The sequence below is a fragment of the Tenacibaculum sp. Bg11-29 genome, assembly GCF_002836595.1.
Lineage (GTDB): Bacteria > Bacteroidota > Bacteroidia > Flavobacteriales > Flavobacteriaceae > Polaribacter.
The window spans coordinates 1,450,534-1,474,842 of sequence record NZ_PJBB01000003.1; the positions used below are offsets into that span (position 1 = coordinate 1,450,534).

The 24,309-nt window shown below is 28.4% G+C and carries 22 protein-coding genes; 16 read left to right on the top strand and 6 right to left on the bottom strand.

Annotation, left to right across the window (positions count from 1 at the left end; all coding sequences use genetic code 11):
• Positions 1–759: 759 nt before the first annotated feature.
• Both CXF68_RS06460 and CXF68_RS06465 read left to right on the top strand, forming a co-directional pair.
• A complete protein-coding gene (locus CXF68_RS06460; protein WP_101043513.1) occupies positions 760–1,689 on the top strand; it encodes a M12 family metallopeptidase in 930 nt (309 codons plus the stop codon).
• 479 nt (positions 1,690–2,168) lie between these two features.
• Positions 2,169–3,245 (top strand): M12 family metallopeptidase, encoded by a 1,077-nt coding sequence (locus tag CXF68_RS06465; RefSeq protein WP_101043514.1) that lies wholly within the window; start codon positions 2,169–2,171, stop codon positions 3,243–3,245.
• Between the two features lie 255 nt (positions 3,246–3,500).
• On the opposite strand, the gene lysS is transcribed toward CXF68_RS06465, so the two are convergent.
• A complete protein-coding gene (gene lysS / locus CXF68_RS06470; RefSeq protein ID WP_101043515.1) occupies positions 3,501–5,198 on the bottom strand; it encodes a lysine--tRNA ligase in 1,698 nt (565 codons plus the stop codon).
• 354 nt (positions 5,199–5,552) lie between these two features.
• Complete coding sequence (locus tag CXF68_RS06475; RefSeq protein ID WP_101043516.1) at positions 5,553–6,053, bottom strand: DUF456 domain-containing protein; 501 nt, start codon at positions 6,051–6,053, stop codon at positions 5,553–5,555.
• A 147-nt stretch (positions 6,054–6,200) separates the two neighbouring features.
• Here CXF68_RS06475 and CXF68_RS06480 point away from each other — a divergent pair, with 147 nt between their 5' ends.
• The 5 genes from CXF68_RS06480 to CXF68_RS06500 are packed head-to-tail and all read left to right on the top strand — an operon-like array spanning position 6,201 to position 9,853.
• Entirely contained in the window at positions 6,201–6,569 is a 369-nt protein-coding gene (locus CXF68_RS06480; RefSeq protein ID WP_101043517.1) for a BlaI/MecI/CopY family transcriptional regulator, read from the top strand.
• A complete protein-coding gene (locus CXF68_RS06485; protein ID WP_101043518.1) occupies positions 6,566–8,080 on the top strand; it encodes an energy transducer TonB in 1,515 nt (504 codons plus the stop codon). The genes CXF68_RS06480 and CXF68_RS06485 overlap by 4 nt, the downstream gene beginning before the upstream one ends.
• Before the next feature lie 6 nt (positions 8,081–8,086).
• Complete coding sequence (locus tag CXF68_RS06490) at positions 8,087–8,815, top strand: lipopolysaccharide assembly protein LapB (protein WP_101043519.1); 729 nt, start codon at positions 8,087–8,089, stop codon at positions 8,813–8,815.
• Between the two features lie 12 nt (positions 8,816–8,827).
• The gene (locus CXF68_RS06495; RefSeq protein ID WP_198553762.1) at positions 8,828–9,340 is read left to right on the top strand and encodes a tetratricopeptide repeat protein; all 513 of its coding nucleotides are present in this window, start codon (positions 8,828–8,830) and stop codon (positions 9,338–9,340) included.
• 36 nt (positions 9,341–9,376) lie between these two features.
• Positions 9,377–9,853, top strand: a complete 477-nt coding sequence (locus tag CXF68_RS06500) for a hypothetical protein (protein WP_101043521.1) — start codon at positions 9,377–9,379, stop codon at positions 9,851–9,853.
• Here CXF68_RS06500 and CXF68_RS06505 read toward each other — a convergent pair.
• The 3 genes from CXF68_RS06505 to CXF68_RS06515 form a co-directional block, all read right to left on the bottom strand.
• Positions 9,822–10,361, bottom strand: a complete 540-nt coding sequence (locus CXF68_RS06505) for a hypothetical protein (RefSeq protein WP_101043522.1) — start codon at positions 10,359–10,361, stop codon at positions 9,822–9,824. The two genes, CXF68_RS06500 and CXF68_RS06505, sit on opposite strands and share 32 nt — an antisense overlap.
• A gap of 66 nt (positions 10,362–10,427) precedes the next feature.
• Positions 10,428–10,988 carry a Crp/Fnr family transcriptional regulator gene (locus CXF68_RS06510; RefSeq protein ID WP_101043523.1) on the bottom strand — a complete coding sequence of 187 codons (561 nt, stop codon included), beginning with the start codon at positions 10,986–10,988 and terminating at the stop codon, positions 10,428–10,430.
• 3 nt (positions 10,989–10,991) lie between these two features.
• Positions 10,992–12,500, bottom strand: a complete 1,509-nt coding sequence (locus CXF68_RS06515) for a GH3 auxin-responsive promoter family protein (RefSeq protein WP_101043524.1) — start codon at positions 12,498–12,500, stop codon at positions 10,992–10,994.
• Positions 12,501–12,566: 66 nt separating this feature from the next.
• Here CXF68_RS06515 and CXF68_RS06520 point away from each other — a divergent pair, with 66 nt between their 5' ends.
• A complete protein-coding gene (locus tag CXF68_RS06520; protein ID WP_101043525.1) occupies positions 12,567–13,361 on the top strand; it encodes a DUF2797 domain-containing protein in 795 nt (264 codons plus the stop codon).
• Between the two features lie 47 nt (positions 13,362–13,408).
• On the opposite strand, the gene CXF68_RS06525 is transcribed toward CXF68_RS06520, so the two are convergent.
• On the bottom strand, positions 13,409–15,529 hold the full coding sequence (locus CXF68_RS06525) for a carboxy terminal-processing peptidase (protein WP_101043526.1): 2,121 nt from the start codon (positions 15,527–15,529) through the stop codon (positions 13,409–13,411).
• 356 nt (positions 15,530–15,885) lie between these two features.
• On the opposite strand from CXF68_RS06525, the gene surE reads away from it, so the two are divergent.
• From surE to CXF68_RS06565, 8 genes are all read left to right on the top strand, one after another.
• Positions 15,886–16,656, top strand: a complete 771-nt coding sequence (gene surE / locus CXF68_RS06530; RefSeq protein ID WP_028887182.1) for a 5'/3'-nucleotidase SurE — start codon at positions 15,886–15,888, stop codon at positions 16,654–16,656.
• On the top strand, positions 16,644–16,931 hold the full coding sequence (locus CXF68_RS06535; RefSeq protein WP_101043527.1) for a hypothetical protein: 288 nt from the start codon (positions 16,644–16,646) through the stop codon (positions 16,929–16,931). Before surE ends, CXF68_RS06535 begins: the two co-directional genes overlap by 13 nt.
• 9 nt (positions 16,932–16,940) lie before the next feature.
• Positions 16,941–18,050, top strand: coding sequence for a lipid-A-disaccharide synthase (gene lpxB, locus CXF68_RS06540; protein ID WP_101043528.1), 1,110 nt, complete (start codon positions 16,941–16,943; stop codon positions 18,048–18,050).
• Between the two features lie 109 nt (positions 18,051–18,159).
• Complete coding sequence (locus CXF68_RS06545) at positions 18,160–18,675, top strand: C40 family peptidase (protein WP_101043529.1); 516 nt, start codon at positions 18,160–18,162, stop codon at positions 18,673–18,675.
• A 3-nt stretch (positions 18,676–18,678) separates the two neighbouring features.
• Complete coding sequence (locus CXF68_RS06550; protein WP_101043530.1) at positions 18,679–19,173, top strand: C40 family peptidase; 495 nt, start codon at positions 18,679–18,681, stop codon at positions 19,171–19,173.
• Positions 19,174–19,299: 126 nt separating this feature from the next.
• Complete coding sequence (locus CXF68_RS06555) at positions 19,300–20,067, top strand: LytTR family DNA-binding domain-containing protein (protein ID WP_101043531.1); 768 nt, start codon at positions 19,300–19,302, stop codon at positions 20,065–20,067.
• 5 nt (positions 20,068–20,072) lie between these two features.
• On the top strand, positions 20,073–21,686 hold the full coding sequence (locus CXF68_RS06560) for a sensor histidine kinase (RefSeq protein ID WP_101043532.1): 1,614 nt from the start codon (positions 20,073–20,075) through the stop codon (positions 21,684–21,686).
• A gap of 97 nt (positions 21,687–21,783) precedes the next feature.
• Complete coding sequence (locus tag CXF68_RS06565; protein ID WP_101043533.1) at positions 21,784–24,309, top strand: zinc-dependent metalloprotease; 2,526 nt, start codon at positions 21,784–21,786, stop codon at positions 24,307–24,309.

Consider the following 24,309-nt stretch of genomic DNA (forward strand, 5'->3'; position numbering starts at 1 on the left):
TTCCGGAGTATTTTTTATTTACCCATTTATGTATACTACGATAGCCCTTTATTTTTATGACTGAGGAATTAAATATAAGCTGTTTAAAAATATTTTACGAAATTTTAGATTAGCTTTATGTAAATATTAATGAATACCTGTTTTAATAACTCTCAATAGCTGCTATTTAAAGTATTATTATGTTCTTTAAAGAGCTTTTAAAAGTTAAAATAGCATTACTATACCTTGTCAGTCAAATACCAACGCTATCAATATTACTTTTTCCTTGTTTTGAAGATGTTTAAATAATAAACATCAATTTTTAAAGAGATTAATAGGTTTTTATGTGTGCTATTTCTCTTTAAAATATAAAAATAGTAGTAACCTACAAAATATTGAAATTATAATTAAAAATGTTAGTATAGAGTAACACAAATCAATAATAAGTATTGGAGCAATTTTTTCATAAAATACGAAAGTTCTGAAAAATAATTATCTTTTATAAAATAATCAATTTGAGCTGTCGTTAAGTCTGTATCATAAGTAAAATTTGTTTATATTTTTTTAATAAAAAGGCACTGAGAATAAGAGTTCGAAGCTGATTATTAATGTTCTTCTAAAGATAACTAGAGTTTTATTTTTTTTATTAAAATGTTGTTTTTTTAGTTAAAAAAATACATGAAATAGTTAATATGTGTTAAAAAAAAATGACATCAATACAATAAAGCTGTGTCGTTGGTGTTCTCTATCTCAATTATAAACTAAAACATATAATCAATTATGAAAAAATTAAATTTAACTAAACTAGTTTTAGCAACAGCCGTTTCGCTTTTACTTTATAACTGTGAAAGCAATTCTGAAGAAATTGTAGAAGTTGCGCCTGTTGCAGGTGTAGAAGTGGTTTCTATGTGTTTATCTGATGTAAAGAATGCAGAAGGAGATAAAGCAAGAGGTGTAAGTACTCCAACAAAGCATTGGGTAAACGGTCAAACGATTCGAGTGAAATTTTTAAACGGAACTACTAGGTTTCAATCTAAGGTGAAAGAATACGCATCAGAATGGGAAAAATATGCAAACATTAAATTTCAATGGGTATCATCAAATAGTCAGGCGGATATTAAGATTAAATTTGACGCGAATGGAGGACATTGGTCTAATTTAGGAACTGATTCTAAGGATTATAGTCATTCTATGAATTTAGGGTATGAAGATAATGGCTCTAGTACTTATGGGTTTAGAAGTACTACAATTCATGAATTCGGTCATGCACTTGGTTTAAATCATGAACACCGAAACCCTAATGCAGGAATTAAGTGGAATAAACCTGTAGTATATAATTATTATGCAGCGCCTCCTAATAACTGGAGTAAAGCAACGGTAGATTCTAATATATTTGCACAGCTTGACAGAAATTCATCGAATTATAGTCAATATGATCCAAAATCAATAATGCACTATCCTGTAAATGCAAGCCATACTCTTGATGGTTTTTCTGTAGGAAATAATAATAAGTTATCTGCAATTGATAAAGAGTATATTTCAGAAGTATACCCTGGTGGAGCTAATACTGGTGGAGGTAACATTTGTAAAGGAGTTGCTAACTATAATGGTAATATTTCTTATTCTGTAGGAGACAAAGTAATCTTTAAAGGATATGTCTTCAAAAGAACACGTAATGACTGGACTAATCTTGGGGCTTGTGCTAATTAATAGCATGCCTAATTTTTAGATTAAAAAATATTTTTCAAAAAATGCTCCGGTTTTATTTCCGGAGTATTTTTTATTTATACTACGATAGTTCTTTATTTTTATGACATAGGAATTAAATATAAGCTGTTTAAAAATATTTTACGAAATTTTAGATTAGCTTTATGTGAATGAATCTCAATTTTAAAGAAATTAATAGGTTTTTATGTGCGCTATTTCTCTTTAAAATACTGTCGTTAAGTGTTGTATTATAAGTAAGTTTTGTTTATATATTTTAATAAAAGGCATTAAAAGTAAGGTTTTGAAGTTGATTATTAATGTTTTTATAAGGATAATTATAATCTTGCTTTTTTTATTGAAATATTGTTTTTTTAGTTAAAAAAATATATTAAACATTAAATAAATGTTAATAAAAAAGGATAGTTATGCAATAAAGGGTTAAGATTTAAGTTGTTTTTATTAACTAAAATATATAATCAATTATGAAAAAATTAAATTTAATGAAAGTTGTTTTAATGACAGCCCTTTCGTTTTTACTTTACAACTGTGAAAGTAATTCTGAAGAAGTTATTGAAGTAGACCCTGTTACATCTGTAGAAGAAGCTCGTATGTGTCTATTTGAGATGAAGAATTCAAATGATGATAAATCAAGAGGTGTAAGTACTCCATCATTGCATTGGAAAAATGGACAGACTATTACAGTAAGTTTTTTAAATGGAAGCGCTAATTATCAAGCTAGGGCAAAAGAATACGCATCAGAATGGGAAAAATATGCAAATATTAAATTTAAATGGGTATCATCAAATAGTTCTGCAGACATTAGAATTCGTTTTAATAAAGCTGGAGGGCATTGGTCTAGGTTAGGAACTCAATCTAAAGGTGGAGGACAGTCTATGAATTTAGGATATGAAGATGATGGGTCTAGTGATAGAGGGTTTAGAAGTACTACAATTCATGAATTCGGACATGCACTTGGTTTAAGCCACGAACATCAAAACCCTGTTGCAGGAATTAAATGGAATAAACCAGCTGTGTATAAGTACTTTGCAGGGGCACCTAATTATTGGGATAAACAAAAAGTAGATCATAATTTATTTAGACGTCTTGATAAAAACACGACAAACTATAGTGAATATGATCCAAAATCAATAATGCACTATTCTGTAAGAAACGCGCATACTCTTGATAATTTTTCTGTAGGAAATAATAACAAATTATCAGTAATAGATAAAGAATATATTGCTGAAGTATATCCTAAAGCAGATACAACGCCTCCTACTGGTGATATTTGTGATGGTGTAGCTCCATATAAAGGTAGATCTTTTCCTTATTCTGTAGGAGATAAAGTAACCTCTCAAGGAACTTTATATCAAAGAACATCTAGCGGATGGATTAACCTTGGTGCATGTGGCGCTTCAACTCCAGCTGATATATGTGATGGTGTTGCTGCATATAATGGTAATTCTTCTTATTCTGTAGGAGATAAAGTAACCTCTCAAGGAACTTTATACCAAAGAGCATCTAACGGATGGAACAATCTTGGGGCTTGTGGTAATTAAGAACACCCCTAATTTATTTGAGGCATAAGTTTAAAAAAATGCTCTGATTTCATTTCCAGAGCATTTTGTATGTATAATTATTATATGAAATGCTTCTGAACTGTATTTCGTTATTCTAGGTAAAGAATGGGTGTTGTTTATCCATTTATAAATAATACAAGAGATATTGGTTTTCATTACTCAGTAATTAACTATAATCAAACAAAAAAGCAACCCAAAGAAAGGGTTGCTTTTTAATTTTATAAAAGAAAATATTTATACTAATTCAACAAATAAACCTTCTTCCGTTTTTTCAACTTTAGCTAATTTATTTTTAGTTAAACCTTTTATCGTTTTATCCCATTTTTTGTTAGATAAACCAGATTGTGTTTTTAAGTTATTTAAGTCAATTTTTTCTGCTTTCTCAACAATCGCTAAAACAGCTTTTTCATCATCATTTAACTCGATAGAAGGAGCCTTTTTCTCAGGTCTCATTTGAGGAAAAAATAATACCTCTTGAATAGACGGATTGTTAGTTAAATACATAACTAGACGATCCATACCAATACCTAAACCAGATGTTGGAGGCATACCGTACTCTAAAGCACGTAAAAAATCATGATCAATAAACTCAGTAGCTTCATCATCACCACGTTCAGCTAACTTAAGCTGCGCTTCAAAACGTTCACGTTGGTCAATAGGGTCGTTTAATTCAGAATATGCATTTGCAATTTCTTTACCACAAACCATTAACTCAAAACGTTCTGTTAATTCAGGGTTGTCTCTGTGTTCTTTACATAAAGGAGACATCTCTTTCGGATAATCAGTAATAAAAGTAGGTTGAATGTAATTTCCTTCACACTTTTCACCAAACATTTCATCAATTAATTTTCCTTTACCCATGGTCGCATCAACTTCAATTCCCATTGCTCTAGCAGCTTCAAAAAGCTCACTCTCAGATTTTCCATTAATGTCAAATCCTGTAAAATGCTTTATAGAATCGGCCATAGTAACTCTTGCATACGGCGCTTTAAAATCAACTTCATGTTCACCAAAAGTTGTTTTACTTGTTCCGTTTACTGCAATAGCACAATGCTCTAATAACTTTTCAGTAAAGTCCATCATCCAATTGTAGTCTTTATAAGCTACATAAATTTCCATAGCAGTAAACTCCGGATTATGAGTTCTGTCCATCCCTTCGTTTCTAAAGTTCTTAGAAAACTCATAAACACCATCAAAACCACCAACAATTAAACGTTTTAAATATAACTCGTTTGCAATACGCATGTATAACGGAATATCTAAGGCATTATGATGAGAAATAAACGGTCTCGCAGCAGCACCACCAGGAATTGGTTGTAAAATTGGTGTTTCAACCTCAAAATAACCAGCATCGTTAAAAAAGTTACGCATTGCTGTAAATAATTTTGTACGCTTTACGAAAACCTCTTTTACGTGTGGGTTTACTACTAAATCAGCATAACGCTGACGGTAACGCATCTCAGGATCTGTAAATCCATCAAAAGTGTTCCCTTCTGCATCAACCTTTGGTAAAGGTAGCGGCTTTAAAGATTTACTTAATAATTTAAAACCTTTAACCATTACTGTTTTTTCACCAACTTGAGTAGTGAATAACTCACCCTCAATACCAATGAAATCACCAATGTCTAATAATTTTTTATATACATCGTTGTATAAAGTTTTATCTTCACCAGTACAAATTTCGTCTCTGTTAAAATAAACTTGAATACGACCTTCACTATCTTGTAATTCAGCAAAAGAAGCTTTTCCTTGAATACGACGACTCATTAATCGACCGGCAATTATCACCTTTTTCCCTTCTTCAAACTCCTGTTTTATAATTTTTGAATTTGAATCTAATGGAAATAAATCAGCAGGGTACGGATTAATACCTAATTCACGTAATTTCCCTAATTTGTCTCTACGTACAACTTCTTGTTCTGATAATTGCATGGGTTGTTTTTTATAATTTTTAATGAAGCTGTAAAGATACAATCAATTGCAGAATTAAACAATGAATTAACAATAACAGGTTTTATGTTAAAAGGAAAATAAAACTTGAAGATATTAAAAAAGGTTGTATATTTGCAGGCTGCTTTTTTTTAAAGTAGCATTTAGTTGTGTTGTTAGGCACTTTAAATAGTGTCATGGTTTTGTTAACCAATGGAAAGCTTCCCTGAAATGGGACGCTTTTTTTTTATTCCTAATTTTTTTTGAAGCTATTTCCCGTTTTTCGCACTCGCTCTCTACGAGGAGTTCAAGTAAATACTACAATCGGGACTAAACTAACCTCGTAAGTTTTGTATATTATATAAGAGCATCTTTATACTCCCAAAGTTTTGTAAAAAATAACACGAAGTAAACAGCAGCAATCAAAAATTTAATGGTTGCAGAAGTAATAAAACCTAAAAGCGCACCAAAAGAAGCTTTAATTGCTCTGTTAGTATCTTTACTGTCATAAATTAACTCACCAATAAGTGCACCTAAAAAAGCACCAATAATTATTCCGAATGGTATTGGAGAAAACAAACCTATAATAAGCCCAATAGTTGTACCGTAAACACCATATTTAGTGCCTCCAAAACGTTTGGCACCCATAGCAGGAATCATATAATCTAGAAAAAAAATAATTATAGCAATAGCTAAGGTAATTCCTAAAAACAACCAATCTTGCGGTACTGCTTTCGTTAAAGAAAGTAACAATAAGCCTAGCCAACTGGTAATAGGGCCAGGTAATACAGGTAAAAAAGCACCAATAATACCTAGGCATACAAATAGAAAGCCAAGTATCGTTAAAAGAATATCCATAGGTTAATTTTTTTTTTTTGAAAAATACTAGGTTTTATAACTATATGACGAAGGTATGAAAGCTTTGTTACAAATATTTACAACTAAAAAATTAGTTTAAACTAATTTTTTAGTTACATTTGAGGAAGATAAAAGTAAAATAATAGCATGAGTAAACAATTAACAAAAGCAGAAGAGCAAATAATGCAAGTGTTATGGACTTTAAAAACAGCTTCAGTAAAAGAAGTAATAATAGAATTACCAGAGCCAAAACCAGCATATAATACCGTATCAACAATTATTAGAATTTTGGAAACTAAAAATTTCGTTGGGCATGAACCAAAAGGAAGAGGTTTTGTATACCATCCACTGGTTGAAAAATCTGACTATAGTAACGAGAGTTTACATAAATTAATGAATGGGTATTTTGAAGGTTCATTTAAAAGTATGGTATCGTTTTTTATGAAAGAAAACAAAATGGATATCCAAGAATTGGAAAGTATCTTAAAGGAAGTTGATAAAAATAAAAAGCAATGATAAATTATATAATTCAAGTAATTTTATTTCAAGTATTGTTTGTTGCGGTGTATGATTTCTTTTTGAGTAAAGAGACTTTTTTTACTAAAAACAGATGGTATTTGTTAAGTACAGCAATAGGTTCTTTCTTATTACCGCTGTTAAAAATACCAACACTTAAAAAAGCGGTTCCGATTGAATATTCAATATTATTACCAGAAGTAGTTTTATCTCCACAAAAGGTAATAGAAAAAGCTGTTTGGTATCAGTCTGTAAATTATTTAGATGTATTATTTGTTATAGGAAGTACACTTTTCTTTTTAATTTTTATAATAAAGCTACAGCGAATAATTCAGTTAATTTTTAAATACGGAAGTGAAAATAGACATACTTATAAACTCGTCTTATTACCAGAAAATTCAAAAGCATTTTCATTCTTCAATTATATATTTTTAGGAAAAGGAATTCCTACGGAAAAACAAAAAAAGATAATTCAACATGAGTTAGTACACAGTTCACAAAAGCACACATTTGATTTATTGTTTTTTGAACTCCTTAGAATACTTATGTGGTTTAACCCGATGGTATATATGTATCAAAAAAGGATAACCTTAGTTCATGAATATATTTCAGACGATGTAGTTAGCAAAACCACAAAAAAGGAAAACTATATAAATAATCTACTCTCTGATATTTTTCAAGTAGAGAACATTTCATTTATAAATCAATTTTATAAGCATTCATTAATCAAAAAAAGAGTTATTATGATGACAAAAGGAAGATCAAAAGAAATTAAACAATTAAAGTATTTATTGTTAATTCCGTTATTAGTGAGTATGGTATTATATACCTCTTGTAATGAGAATAAAGAACTAGGAGTTGAAAAAGAATTGACAACAATTTACAATAGTAAAGAAGGGAACTTAACTTCATTAAAAGGAGAGAAGACTAGTTTTCTAGATTTTTATTACGGAGATAATAAAGTTGATTTAGGAAAGGAATTATCAGTAAAAGATTTATCAGAAGATGAAAAACAAGAATTTTTAAGATTAAATGATAAGGTTAGTTCTAGTAAAGCAGCATCAATAATGAAGTTGAAGATTTTTTCAGGACTCAATGGTAGAAAAGTTGTAGCTCATTTATTTGATTTCTCTAAAATTAAAAAAGAAAGTTATAAAGAAGGAGAGGATGTTCCATTTTCAATTATTGAAAAAGCACCAACATACCCTGGCTGTGAAGAGGGGGATAAAAAGTGTTTAAATATAAGTATTCAGCGTTTTGTAGTAGATAATTTCAATGTTAAATTGGCAAACACATTGGGGTTAAAAGGTGGTAAAAAACGAATTTATGTACAATTTAAAATTGATAAAGACGGAAGTATCATTGATATTAAAGCACGTGCACCTCACCCAGCATTAAAAGAAGAAGCTATTAGAGTGGCTAAAAAATTACCAAAAATGAAACCAGGAGAACAAAGAGGTGAAAAAGTACGAGTAGGTTACACATTGCCAATAACATTTAATGTAGAGTAAATTTATATGAAAAAGAGAATTTTAATTATTGTTCTTGTAATTGGATTCTTAAAAGCCGAAGCACAAACTTCGGTTTTTACATCCATAGATAGTTTGGTGCATATTGGACGATACCAAAAAGCAATTATTTTATTAAAAAAACAAGAACCTACTTTTCAATCAAATAAAAGAATTGCAGCTATTTATACATCGATTGATAATTATAAGTTAGCTACAAAATATTTTGAGAAAGCACTGTTGTTAAAAGATGATTATAGCGCGAAAATTAGTTTAGGAAAAAGTTATCAGAAAGAAAAAAAATTGAACGAAGCAATTTCAATCTATCAAAAAATACTAAAAAAAGATTCAGCCAACTTATTGATAAGCTATCAACTTGGTAAATTGTACTTAAAAACTAAACAGGCTTTAAAAGCAAAAATTATTTTTAAAGAATTACTAGAAAAAGATAGAAGTAATGCAAATTATCATTATCAAATGGGAATTGTATATGCGATGCTTAAAAATAGAAATTTAAAAATTAATAGTTTTTTAAAAACATATGAGAAAGACGATGAGCATATAAACGCAATTCATCAATTAGCATTGGCTTACACTTTTTTAAGAGATAAAGATTCAGCTAATTTATTTATAAATAAAGGATTAAAAGTTAATACGAACCATATAGCATTAAATAAACTTAAAATTAATAACCTATATAGAAAAAAAGACTATCTATCAGCTATTAATTTATTATAAAAAATAGATTCTTTGCAACCAAATGAACATTATACATATAAAATGTTAGGACGTACTTTTTACAAGTTAAAAGATTATGAAAGGGCAAAAGAACATTTTAAGAGAGCATTAAAAGTTGATAAATCAGATTTTAAATCCTACACCTATATAGGAGATATAAATTTTGATCAAAAAGAATATAAAAAAGCAATGTATAATTACATGTATGCTACTTTTATAGGTAAAGAATACCGAGATATAGAGTATTATCAATTAGCAAGAGCTTATGAAAAATTAAATAAGCCAAAAGAGGAAATAAAAGCATATAAAGATGCTTACAAAGAAAATAGAAGTAATTACCGAGCTTTATTTCAGATTGCAAATACAACAGAAAGTTTTTATAAAGACAAGAAAATAGCTTATAAATTTTACAAAACTTATATGAATAAGTTTGAAGAAAAAGATTCTTTATTAACTAGTCAAGCAAAAATTAGACTTAAAGAAATTAAAAAGTATTATTTCTTGAAAGGAGAAGTGTTAGAATAAAACAATTTTTCGTACTTTCATCTCAAAATCAATGAGATGAGGTATTGTTATGTTGCTTTTCTTATAATTTCTTTATTATTTTTATCATGCGACTCATTTTTTAAAGAACCTAAAAAAAATGAAGTAAATACAGTTGTTGATTACTCGAAAGTAGACATTTCACCAAGTTTTAAAAAATGTAAAGATTTACCTGTAAAAGCAAAAAAAACTTGTTTTAGAAAAGAAATAAATAAAAGAATTCAAGAATCTTTAGTAGCACATAATTTTAGAACAGAAGAGTTTATTAATGAAACTATTTTAATTGATTTACTAATTGATGCAGAAGGTAGTTTTAAATTAAAAAAAATTACAGCATCAAATAAAATTAATAAACAATTACCTCAGTTGGATAGTGTTTTAAAAAATGTAATTCAAAAATTACCCATAATAATACCCGCGTTTAAAAGAGGTATACCTGTTATATCACAATATCAGTTACCTATTAAAATAGCAATAAAAGAGGTGTTAGACTAATAGGGAACAAAAAAACTATAATACTTATAAAAGCCCAAAAAATAAAACCTGTAAATTGAATAACACCCATTTTAGCCGTGTTTTTCTTTTGAATTTTTTCTTTTAATTCTTTAACTGATAAAGCTAATAATTGTTGTTTGTTAAGTTGTAAGTCAATAATTCCCGTTACTTTTCTTCCAGCTTTATAACCTTTATAAACCTCTTTAGGGTAGTTTAATAAAGAAAACCCCATTGCCCATAAACTCATAAAGCCGATAGGGAAATGTTTCCATAAATTTGTTGATATTTCCCAGCCCGCAATAAAGGCTTCTCCTTTCCATGTTGTGTCACAATTATATAAAATATGTTGAATATCATGAATGTGAACGACTTCTTTTCTGAATTGAGAATTAGGGAGTTTTAAAGTGAATAGTTTAAATTTTAAGTTAAAAGTGCCTTCACTTTCACCACCATCTTTTGCAAAATTATTTTCTTTATAAAACTGTTGTAAAGCGTCTGCTATTATCATAATTGTAGATTATAAGACAAAGGTATTTTATAGTCTGCTATATATTCTTGACAATTATCAAGAAAACTACTTTGCTCTAATTCTACTAAAAGTTTCTGGAGTCATACCTAAAAAAGAAGCAATGTGTTTTGCTGAAACTCTTTTAAAAAGATACGGTTTTTTATCTAATAAAATTTCATAACGTTCTTGTGCAGTATGTAGCTGCAAATCATCAATTCGCTCAACAAGCTCGATATAAATTTGCTGTAAAAAGAATCTACCAAAGCGTTCAAATTTTGGGTTTATTTCAAACAGGTTTTCTAAATCGGCATGTGCAATTCTTAAAACCTCTAAATCTTCTAAGGCTTCAATAGTATATTTGCTTTTTTTACGTTGAATAAAACTATCTATAGCTGTAACAGTTTCTTGTTCAGCTGAAATATGAACGGTAACATCTTTGTCTTCCTTAAAATAAAATATACGAGCAATACCAGATGTAATTACATACATATAACTGCAAACTTTACCAGCTTCATGTAGAATGTGATGTTTTGGGTATTTTTCAAATTTCATTATATTTTGAAAAGCTGCTGCTAATTCAGGATCTTCTAATAATAAAGAGGCATTTTGTTCTAAGAAAGAATTCATAACTTATAATTTAAGTAATTCATCAACAAAATCACGTTTGTTAGATAAACGGGGTACTTTATGTTGCCCACCTAACTTTCCTTTTTCCCTTAACCAATCATAAAATAAACCTTTACGAGCTTCATGTATAATAGGCATTGCTAAAGTCATGTTATTATACCGTTTTGCTTCATAATCTGAATTGATAGATTTTAAAGCATTATCAAGTAATTCTGTAAAATATTTAAGATTTTCAGGAGGTTTACTAAATTCTATTACCCATTCATGTGCGCCACTTTTGTTATCATCCATAAAAACAGGGCCAACAGTATAATCTTTAACACTTGCATTGGTTTTTTCGCTTGCAGATTTTAAGGCTTCTTCTGCATTTTCAATAATTAATTCTTCCCCAAAAACATTAATATGATGTTTGGTTCTACCAGTAATTTTTATACGATACGGATCTGTTGATGTGAACTTAATAGTGTCACCAATTAAATAACGCCATAAACCACCATTCGTAGTAATTATTATCGCGTAATTAATATCTTTTTTTACTTTAGAAAGCGGAATTGTAGTTGAGTTTTCACCATTATATTCATTCATAGGAATAAACTCATAGAAGATTCCATAATCTAACATTAGTAGTAATTCTTCTGAGTTATTTAGATCTTGAATACCAAAGAAACCTTCTGATGCATTATAGGTTTCATAATATTTAAAATCTTTTTTCGGGATTAATTTTTTATACTGTTCTCGATATGGGTTAAAGTTTACACCACCATGAAAATAGACTTCTAAATTAGGCCATACTTCTAAAATATTATCTTTACCGGTTTTTTCTAAAACACGGTTTAAAAGCACTAGCATCCAACTAGGAACACCAACTAAACTTGTAATGTTTTCATTAATGGTTTCTTCAATAATAGCTTCCATTTTAGTTTCCCATTCAGCCATTAATGAAACTTCTGAGCTAGGAGCAGAGCTAAAATCTGCCCAAAAAGGCAAATTTTCTGTTATAATTGCTGATAAATCACCGAAATACGAATTGTTATCTTCGTAAATAGCAGTACTTCCACCTAACTTTAAGCCTTTACCTGTAAACATTTGTGTATCTACATTGTTATTAATATATAAACACAACATGTCTTTCCCTGCTTTTAAATGGCAATCTTCAAGAGCTTCGTCACTAACAGGTATAAACTTACTTTTAGCATTTGTTGTTCCGCTACTTTTTGCAAACCAATGAATAGGAGTGGGCCAAAATAAATTTTGTTCCCCTTTTCTACATCGCTCAATTAAAGGTTCAATACTCTCATATTTTTGAATAGGTACAATGTTAGAAAAATCAGTATAATTTTTTATGGAAGAAAATTTATGCGATTTTCCGAATTCAGTATTCTTAGCAGTATTTAATAGTTTTTGAAGCAACTCATTTTGAACATCAATAGGATATTTTAAAAATAACTCTACTTGATGTTTTCGTTTTTTTAAAAACCAAGAGATGATTGAATTTATAAATGGAAACGACATAGATTAACTCTTAATTTAGTTTTTTTACAGTAAGTTTGTAAAGCTAAAAGTAATAAAATTTAAGACATGCAGTACCAAGGAGTTTTAAAAAAAATGACAACCGAAAAATTAGATACGGTTCAATATTATTTAGACATGAAGTCTGATTTTATAAATGTAAATCAGTTGTTAAACAGAGAAATAACATTAAGTTTTGTTACTTATGAATGTTTAAATTGTCATTTAGAGAAAGAAGTGTATCGTCAAGGGTTTTGTAAAAAATGTTTTTTTGAAACACCAAATGCGGGAGATTGGATTATGCGACCTGAATTAAGTAAAGCGCATTTAGGTGAAGAAGATCGTGATTTAGAATATGAAAAGAGCGTACAATTAAAACCCCATATAGTTTATTTAGCAAATTCTAGTAATGTAAAAGTTGGGGTTACAAGAAAGCAACAAGTACCAACACGATGGATAGATCAAGGAGCACACGAAGCAATTGAAATTGTTGAGGTGCCTAATCGTTATTTAGCAGGAATTACAGAGGTTGCTTTAAAAGAGCATGTCGCTGATAAAACCAATTGGCGAAAAATGTTGAAAAATGATATTGATGATGAAAACTTGGTTGCTTGGAAAGAAAAATTACAAAGTTTTATTCCCGAAGAAGCACAACAGTATATTATTGAAAATAATAAAGAAACATTAATTAATTTTCCTGTAAAAAAATACCCATTAAAACCTAAAAGTTTAAATATAGTGAAGGAACAAACTTATACAGGTAAGTTAGTAGGAATAAAAGGACAGTATTTAATATTTGAAGACGAAAGAGTTTTTAACGTTCGTTCTAATGAGGGACTAGTTGTAAATTTAAATGTTATTTAATTAAGTGTAAAATATAAATAAAAAAAGCAGCCATATGGCTGCTTTTTTTATTGCTTTACAATCGTATAGTTTTTACTCATTTTAAGTTCACTTAGCACATTTAACGCTTCGTTTAAATAAATATCTTTCTTTAAGTTTTTATGCCAGACAATACGTTTTTCTTTTAAAACCGTATCTTTTGAAAATAAATTTAATTCATATTTAGGTGAGTTAAAAGTCAGGTTTGAATCAAACTTAAATATGTCTTTAAATTGTTCAGCTTCTTTTACTTTTACTTTACTTTCTTTCTTGTAAGCATTATAGTTTAAAGAATAAACTCTCTCTTCTTGATTTTTCTTTAACCATTTAGCATACTCATTAATTTTATTAAATTTCTCATCACCTAACACTCGTTGCTGGCTACTATAAACAACATCTCTATAATTACTGTATGAGTTTAGTGCACTATATTTTGCTTGCTGAACTTTATCCCAAGGTAGAGCACCGTCTAAATCACGTTCGCCAAATTTCATATAACTATATCTAGTCGGTAATGAAATATCTGAGTATACACCTTCAATTTGAGTAGATCCACCGTTTATTCTATAGAATTTTTGAATGGTCATTTTTAAAGCTCCTAAATCACTAGGGTATTGTTCGTAAAAACGATTAATAGGTAAAACGTTTTGTACGGTTCCTTTACCATAGGTTTGTTTACCTCCAATAATTACCCCACGTTTATAATCTTGCATTGCAGCTGCAAAAATCTCAGAAGCCGAAGCAGAAAATTCATTAACCATAACAACTAAAGGACCATTCCACTGAATTTTAGAATCAGTATCATTTTTAATTACTGGTTCTTCATCTCTATATTTAACTTGTACTATAGGACCTTTTTTAATAAATAATCCTCCAATTTCAATAGCGGTTTTTAAAGAGCCACCTCCATTATCACGTAAATCAACAATTAAACCTTTTACGTTTTCACTTTTTAAACGTTCAATTTCTTTTTCCATGTCTTTAGCAGCATCTCTACGGCTTAAATCATTAAAGTCAATATAAAATCTTGGTAAATCGATAACGCCATATTTTTTACCATTTTTTTCAACAATACTCGATTTTACAAAAGTTTCATCAAGCTCAACAACATCTCTAGTAATTGGAATAATTTTAGTTGAACCATCAATTTTTTTCTTAACAGTTAAACGAACTACAGTTCCTTTTTTACCTTTTATAAACTTAATAGCATCATCTAAACGCATTCCAACAATATCTAAAGGTTCAGCATCACCTTGTGCTACTTTTAATATAATATCATCAGGCTCTAATTCACCTTGCTTCCATGCAGGGCCACCAGAAATAAGTTCAACAATATGTGTATAAATACCTTTTTTTTGTAAACGGGCTCCAATACCTTCTAATTTACCAGACATTTCTTGGTCGAAACGAGATTTTATTCGAGGAGACATATAGGTTGTATGTGGTCCAAATCCACTAACAATACTATTTAAAAAAGTAGAATACCAATCAGAATTTTCAAGTTCATCAATACGTTCATATAACTCGTTCATGTTTTTTAAAACTTCTTTTCGAGCTTCTTTTTCTAATTCTGAGAATGTTTTCTTTTTAAATGCCTTATCTTTTTTAAGTTTTTCTTTTTGTTGATTTTCGGCATCTTCAATTCTACTTAATATAGATAGTTTTAATTGTTTTCTCCAATAATCAATTAATTCACTTTCATTTTTAGCAAAAGGAATTTTTTCATAATCTACATCTATTACTTCATTTTTTTTGTAGTTAAAAGAATGCGTTAATAAAGAGCGGTAATTATTTTTAGCAGTACCTAGTTTCTTCAAAAAACGATTGTAGACCAATTTGTAGAAATCTATTTTAGTGTCTTTTAATTGATTATCTATTTGATATTTAAATTGAGAAAATTCTTTTAGATCCTCTTGAGTGAAATATCTTTTGCTAGGATCTAAACCATCAATAAACGTATTATAAACATGCTCAGAGAAATCATCATTTAATTCTTTTTGAACATAATGGTATCTACTTAGAATATTTTTTAAGACATATATAATTACGCGATCCTTTTCAGGGTCTTTTTCAGAGATTGTATTTGAGAATATTGTATTTGAGAATAATAATGTAATTGCTAAAAGTGGAATGATATATCTCGTCTTCATGTATCTTTTTTCTTTTTAAAGGTGTATTTGCATTACTAATCTACTAAAATAATGCCATTTTTTTAATTTTTAGGTGCTTTACTTATACTTATTTTTTAATCTGGGTAATTTAATAGTACTCATCTTTAAATAATTAACCGTTTTTTAAAAACAATAAAGTATACTAGCTTATTTAAGTATATGTTCACTAAATAAATGTAGAAATAATAATAGGAACTATATAAGTAATAAAATACGCTTTTTTGTTTCTCTTTGACTACTACAATTTTACACATAAAATAAAGGAATCTGTCTTTAGGAAATGTTAAAATAAGAATGCTTTTTTTATGTTACATTTGTTGTAAAACTTACATACTATGCAAGAAAGACCCTTAATCTTGGTAACTAATGATGATGGAATTACCGCTCCAGGTATTCGTATGCTTATTGAAATAATGAATAAAATAGGAGACGTAGTAGTTGTAGCTCCTGATAGTCCACAGAGCGGTATGGGACATGCAATTACTGTTAATAACGTATTGCATTGTAACCCTATTACAATTGATGAAGGACCACAAATAGAGTATAGTTGCTCTGGTACGCCAGCAGATTGTGTTAAAATGGCAAAGAATAAAATTTTAAACCGTACACCAGATTTATGTGTTTCAGGAATTAATCATGGGGCAAATTCATCAATAAACGTTATTTATTCAGGAACGATGAGTGCAGCTGTTGAAGCAGGTATTGAAGGAATTCCTGCAATTGGTTTCTCATTATTAGATTTTGATTGGCATGCTGATTTTAGAGCGGCAAAAAAATTCATTGAAAAAATAGTATTAAATGTTTTATTAAATGGATTACCTGAAGGGGTAGTTTTAAACGTAAACATTCCGAAGTTAAAAGAAAGTGAATTAAAAGGAGTTCGTGTTTGTCGTCAGGCAAATGGGTACTGGAAAGAAGATTTCGAGAAACGAAAGAGCCCTCACGGAAAAGAATATTATTGGTTGTCTGGAGAGTTTGTAAATAGAGACAAAGGTCAAGATACTGATATTTGGGCATTAGAAAATGGTTATATATCAATGGTTCCAGTTCAGTTTGATATGACTGCACATCACGCAATACAAAAAATAAATTCATGGGAAATATAAGAAAAGAAGTTCTTATCGGAATTTTAATGTCTATAATAGCTACTAGCTGCGGACTTTTTATTTATTTAGAATTTATATCAGATGATAATGTAACTGAAACTTTTAAAAAAGTGAGAAAGGGTGGTGTTTTAGGACCTGTGTTGGCTTTGGCGGCAATCCCTAATTTGTTTGTTTTTTGGGTGTTTTTAAAAAAGAATCAAGATTACAGAGCAAGAGGTGTTTTAATAACGACAGTAGGAATTGCTTTAGTTACACTTGTTTTAAAATTTATATAAAGTTACTTTATGAAATATTATATTCTTGTAGGAGAAGCTTCTGGAGACTTACATGGAGCTAACTTAATGAAATCTTTGTTGAAAGAAGACCCTAATGCTGATATTCGTTTTTGGGGTGGAGATTTAATGCAAGAAGTAGGAGGTGAGCTTGTTAAACATTATAAAGAGCGTGCCTTTATGGGGTTCATTGAAGTAATAATGAATTTGCGAAAGATATTAGGAATGATGTCTTTTTGTAAAAAGGACATTGCAGAATTTAAACCAGATGTAATTGTTTTTATTGATAATTCAGGCTTTAATCTTCGCATAGCTAAATGGGCTAAACAACAGCGATTTAAAACAAATTATTATATATCACCACAAGTTTGGGCAAGTAGAGCAGGTAGAGTAAAAGATATTAAAAGAGATGTTGATGAAATGTTTGTTATTCTTCCGTTTGAAAAAGAGTTTTACAAAAAATACAATTACAATGTAAACTTTGTTGGGCATCCATTAATTGATGGAATTGCAGGTAGAAATCAAGTTGATGAAAAGTTATTTAGAAAAGAATATGATTTAGGTAATAAAGAAATTATTGCCTTATTACCAGGAAGTAGAAAACAAGAAATAACAAAAATGTTAGCTGTTATGCTATCTTTAGTAGATGATTTTTCTAGCTATCAATTTGTTGTGGCAGGAGCTCCAAGTCAACCTTACGATTTCTATAAGAGCTTTATTGGTGATAAAAATGTAAAGTTTATCAACAATAAAACGTATGATTTATTAAGTGTTTCTCATGCTGCTCTAGTAGCTTCAGGTACGGCAACTTTAGAAACAGCATTATTTAAAGTACCACAGGTGGTATGTTATAAAGGAAGTAATATATCATATCAAATTGCTAAACGGATTATTACTTTAGAGTATATATCGTTGGTAAATTTAATTATGGATAAGGAGGTTGTAAAGGAATTAATTCAAAATGATTTTACAAAAGAGAATCTTAAAAAGGAATTATTACATATTCTTGAAGCTAATCATAGAGAGCAACTATTTTTATCGTATCATGAATTAGAAGATAAATTAGGAGGTAAAGGAGCTTCAGAAAAAACGGCAAGATTGATCGTAAAAGGTTTAAAATAATTTTCCGAGAAAACATTATTTTGTTGTTCATAGCGCCTATATGATAATAATATTGTTTTTCTAATTTGGGTAAGTAATGAGTTAATTTGTTAGGTTATAAATTAAATATATGTGTAAAAAAATAGTATTCCTTTTTATAATATCTTTTGTAATGATTTCTTGTGGGTCATCAAAAAATGTAGCAGGTTATAAAAAACCAAGGAAACAAATAGAGCAGTCTTCAAATTCAACAAATAAACCTACAATTGCTGATAAAATTGTTTGGACAGCAGTAACCTACAAAGGAGTTCCTTATAAATTTGGTGGAATGACAAAAAGAGGAATGGACTGTTCTGGTTTAATTCATACTTCTTTTAAACAGCGTAATGTTAAAATACCTAGAACATCTCGTGAAATGTATGCTAAAAGTTATGAAATATCTTTAAATAAAGTAAAACGTGGAGATTTATTATTTTTTAAAACCTCTAGAAAAAGAGGTGGAATTAATCACGTTGGTTTAGTTACTTCTATAAAAAACGGAGATATCCGTTTTATACATTCTACCAGTTCTAGAGGTGTTATAGTTACTTCTTTACATACTTATTATTGGAAAAAAGCCTTTGTGAGAGCGAAAAGAATATTATAATAAATGGATAAAAAACTACTCTTATTAATTATTATTAGTTTTATAAGTTTTCTTTTTTTCAATCAAAAGAATGAGAAACCATTACCCGATAATAATTTTAAAACAGTAGTAAATCCTAAAATTGAAGAATTAATTGAATTTGCAAATTCTTATAAAGGTGTTTTATATCTTGCAGGAGGATCTACTAGAAAAGGAATGGATTGTTCAGGTTTAGTAAGTACTTCATTTAATAAAATAGGAATTAAATTACCACGATCGTCAAGTGCAATTAGTAACAACGGGAAAGAAATTTTTTTAGAGAATGTTAAAGTTGGAGATCTATTATTCTTTAACATCGCTCGATTAAAAGGAGAAATAAATCATGTAGGCTTAGTAACCTTAATAAAAAATGGAGAAATATTTTTTATTCATTCTACAACTTCAAAGGGGGTTATTATTTCTTCAATGAAACAAACTTATTGGAAAAATGAGTTTGTAAAAGCAAAACGTATTTTATAGTTTATTTAATGTTTTTTCTTAACTATTTACTGTCATATTATGTTAACAACATGTTATTTATTGAATGATATAAAAAATAATTTAATACTTTTGAAGCTAATCACATTTTAAAAATAGTCTAAAATAATGAATGTAGTTATAATAGAAGATGAAGATTTGGCATCATTATCTTTAGAAAAATTATTATTAAAATGTCCTTTTTCAGTTTTTGTAAAGAAAAGATTAGAAAGCGTTGAGACAGCGATTGAATGGTTTAAAGAAAATAGTTGTGATTTAATTTTTAGTGATATTCACCTTGGAGATGGATATAGTTTTGAAATTTTTGAAAAATTAAAAATTTCAACACCTATAATTTTTACAACAGCTTTTGATGAATATGCGATTAAATCTTTTCAATTTTTTGCAATTGATTATTTATTAAAACCATATAACGAAGAGTTGCTTCATAAAGCAATAGAAAAATATATAAATCTTAAAAAAGATACTAACTATAGTGATAAATTAGAAAAGTTATTACTAAAAATGAATACTAAAATTCAGAATGAAAAAGAAAAAGAACGTTTTTTAGTATCAAAAGGAAATCTATCTATTTCAATAAAAAGAGAAGATGTTACTTATTTTATGGCCCAAGGAAAACACCTTTTTCTATATACGTTTAGTAATGAAAGCTACCTTTATGATGGTACAATTTCTAATTTAGAAGAAGAGTTGTCTAGTAAATATTTTTTTAAAATAAATCGAAAATATATTATTCAACATTCAGCTATTAAAAATATATTAAAGTATAGTAATAATCGCATAAAAATTGAACTTGCACCCGATTTAAAAGTAGAAGAAACACTATTAGTTAGTGCTCAAAGAATTAAAGATTTTAAAAAATGGTTAGATAATTGATTTTCATGAAATTTTTAATAAAAAAAAGAGAACACAAATATTATTTATTAATTAGTGTTTTATTAATAATATTATTTTTTTTAGGATATAGGTTAGTAACCAATAAAATTACTTCAGAAGCCGAGGATGTAGTTGAAGTCGTTATAAAACAATACGCAAAGGAGAAGAAAAACATCTTAGAGTTTGATTTTAATGATTTCAATAAATTTATTTCAGATACTCAAAAAATTATTGAGAATAGCTATAATTTAGATGAAAATCAGCTTAAAAATAAAATAATACTTAATAGTGAATTAGTTTTTTTTGAAGATAATATTGATGCAAGTTTTGTTTATTTTTTAAAAGAAAACAAAATTACATTTTCATCTTTTTTTGGTGATAAAGAGAACGAATTTGAAAAAAAAACATTAACAAAAGCCTATTCTTTAAATGGCGAAAAACTTGTATTTGATAGTGTCATAAACTCAAAAGGTAAAATATATTATAGAAAAACAATGATATGTAAGGTACCAAATGGTTCGGTAATTGTTTTTGGTTATGATATTAATTTATTAAAATATTGGAGTTATTTTTCTCAAAAACACAACGGTAAAGGAGGTTATGTTATTGTAACAAATAAAGAGGGAGTTTGTTTGTTACACCCAGAAACAAAGTATATAGGGAAATTAGTAAATTCTTTTTTTGATAAAACTTCCTTAAATCAGATCTATAAAGAATTAGAGAAGAAAGAGGGTAAAAAGAGTCAACAAATAAAAACAATTGCTATATCAGAGTATTTAAACTTAGAAGTATTACGATATTATGATGTTATACATGTAGGTGAATCTGAATTAGTTTCAATAACAAGTTTTCCTATTAATATTTTTATAAAAGAATCTGTCAATAATATAAAGCAATATTTATTATGGGTAGGTTTTTTAGTGTTACTTTCTTTTATCCTAATACTAGGATTTTCTAGAAACAAATTACGCTACCAATACTTTAAAATGCTTAAATATGAGCAAGAAAAACAAAAATTAGCAATAAGTAATGAGCAATATCAACAAAAAAACGCAAAGCTGCAGCTAAGTCAATTACGAAAAAAATTAAACCCACATTTTTTATTTAATAGTTTAAATTCTTTACATGTCTTAATAGATATAGATAAAGAAACATCTCAAGAATTTGTTTTAAAATTATCAGAAGTTTATAGATATTTATTAAAAGATAAAGATGCAAATTTTGCAACAGTTAAAGAAGAGCTTTATTTTTTAAAGCAATACTTTTTTTTAAATAAAATTAGATTTAATAATAAGATAAATTTAGAAATTAGTTATTGCAATACAGATAACGTGTTATTAAAAAAGATACCTTTTTTAGCTTTACAAACGCTTGCAGAGAATGCTATTAAGCATAATAAGATTACAAAAATAAAACCGCTTCTTATTGAAGTTTTAATTGAAGATGATAGAATTACAGTTAGTAATTATTATAATCCCAGAATAAATAAAAAAGAAATAAGCCATAGTATAGGATTAAGTTATTTGAATAATTTTTATAATTTTCATGGTATAAGTTCATTTAAAACGGTTATTTCTGAAGGAAAATTCAAGTGTTACTTGCCTTTGTTATCAAAATAACAAAGTTCACTCCGTCAAAAAATGATTTCACTCTAGTTTAATTTTTAAAGAGATACTTCTTTTATAGTTTTGACTCTTTGTTAACTAGAATAAACTTATGAAGAGTCACTCTCAAATAAATAATATTAATTTAAAAGCGATTAGCCTACTTTTTTTAATCATAACTACTTCTGTTTTTGCACAAAAGGAAGATGAAAAAAAGGATTCTATCACGAAGAATAATAAAATATCATATTCTAAATTAAATAAAGAAGGAAATAAAAAAACTGGAATATTTAACATTTTCAAATTAAAAGGAGATATTTATTTTGAAATACCTGATTCTTTATTTTCTAAAGATTTCTTAATAGTTAATAAAATTTCAAGAGTACCGTTTGAGTTAAACGGACATGGATTGAATAAAGGAATGACCTATGAAACTAAATTAATTAGGTTTTATAAGGATACTGTCTCAAATAAAATATGGGTTAAAACAATAAACCCAAGAGTGAAATCTCCCAAAAATAATGCTATAACTCTTTCTGTAGAAGAAAACTTTGGTGAGTCTATCATTGAAGAATTTAAAATAGAGTCTGAAAATAAAACTTCAACGTCTGCACTAATAAAAGTAAATAAGATTTTTAATGGTAAAGAAAAAAGTTTTAATGATTTGTTGGCTAATATAGGGCTAGGAGGAAGTATTAAAACAAAATTATCTAAAATAGAAGTAGTAAAAACATTTCATAAAAATATTGTAGTAAAATCTCTTTTAACAACATCTGTAACTGAAGGTAAAAGTGCTGCATTACCACTATCTATAGGAGTCACTACGAATATAGTTTTGCTTCCGTCAAAAATTATGAAACCTCGTTTTGCAGATAAAAGAATTGGGTATTTTAGTAAGCCTATGGATTATTACTCTGATAATCAGCACGAAGTAGAACATCGTGAGTTAATTACTAGATGGAGGTTAGTTCCTAAAAAAGAAGATATAGAGAAGTATAAAAAAGGAGAGTTAGTAATACCTGAAAAACAGATTGTGTATTACATTGATCCTGCTACACCTCAAAAATGGAGACCGTATATAAAAAATGGTGTTTCTGATTGGAACAAGGCTTTTGAACAAGCTGGCTTTAAAAACGCTATTGTTGTAAAAGAAGTAACAGAAAAGGATAAAGATTTTGACGCAGATGACGTTCGTTATTCAGTTGTAACTTACGTGGCTTCAGAAAAACAAAATGCTATGGGGCCATCTGTTATTGATCCAAGAAGTGGTGAGATTTTAGAAGCTGATATTATTTGGTGGCATAATTTAATGAAAGGTTTGCATCAATGGATTCGAGTTCAAACAGGGCCAATAAATCCTAAAGCAAGAGCCAATACGTTTTCAGATGAAATTATGGGAGAATCAATTAGATTTGTTTCATCTCATGAAGTCGGTCATACTTTTGGATTAAAGCACAATATGGGTGCATCATTTAGTTACCCTGTAGATTCACTTAGATCTTCAAAATTCACTAAAAAAATGGGAGGAACAGCACCATCTATAATGGATTATGCTCGTTACAATTATGTAGCACAACCTGAAGATAATGTTGCTGAAGTAAGTCCAAAAATAGGAGTATATGATAAATATGCTATTAATTGGGGGTACCGTTGGTTAGATTCAAAAACATCTCATGAAGAACTATCTATTTTAAATAAATGGATAAGAAAACACGAAAACAATTCGCTTTATTTTTATGGAGAGCAGCAAAGTAAAGTCATCGATCCGAGATCTCAGAGCGAAGATTTAGGGGACGATGCCGTAAAAGCTAGCGAGTACGGGGTGAAAAATTTAAAAAGAATAGTACCTAATATTTTAGAATGGACAAAGCAAGAAGGTGAAGATTATTATAAAGCATCTAAACTTTATAAGGCTGTAATAGATCAGTGGCAGTTATATAGTAACCATGTTATGGCTAACATAGGTGGTATATACATTAATAATACAGTTTATGGAGATAATAAAAACACTTATGTACCAGTGCCAACGTCTATTCAAAAAAAATCACTTGATTATATAATTAACAATTCAATTTTACCACAAAAATGGTTGTTTGTACCCGAACTAATTCATAAAGTATATCCTGTTAGAGACGCACCAGATGGAGAACGTTTTTATTCTCCAATTTCAATGTTTCGTGTTTATCAAACAAACATGATGTATCATTTATTGAAAACAGATAGATTAATGAGGGTAACTGAAAATATAGCTTTAACATTAGATAAAAGCACTTCATTTTCAGAAGAATATTTATTTGATAGACTATTTGAAACTATTTTTAAGAAAACAGTTAATAATGAATCTTTAAATATGTTGGATCGTATAACACAGAAAAATTACATAGATGTTTTAACTGTTGGTAGGAATCAATTATTGAAGAAAACAAGAAATAAAGGTCTAACAATAGAGAGTAATAAATTTAAAAATGTGCACTTTACATATATTCCTAGAGTTTCAGACATAGGTTCAAGTAAAAGAGCAGAGCTAAAACGAATTTTAAAATTGTTAAAAAAGAAAAGAAAAAAAGGAGATAAAATTACAAAGAATCATTACAACGATATTATAGCTAGAATACAATATAATTTGAATAATCAATAA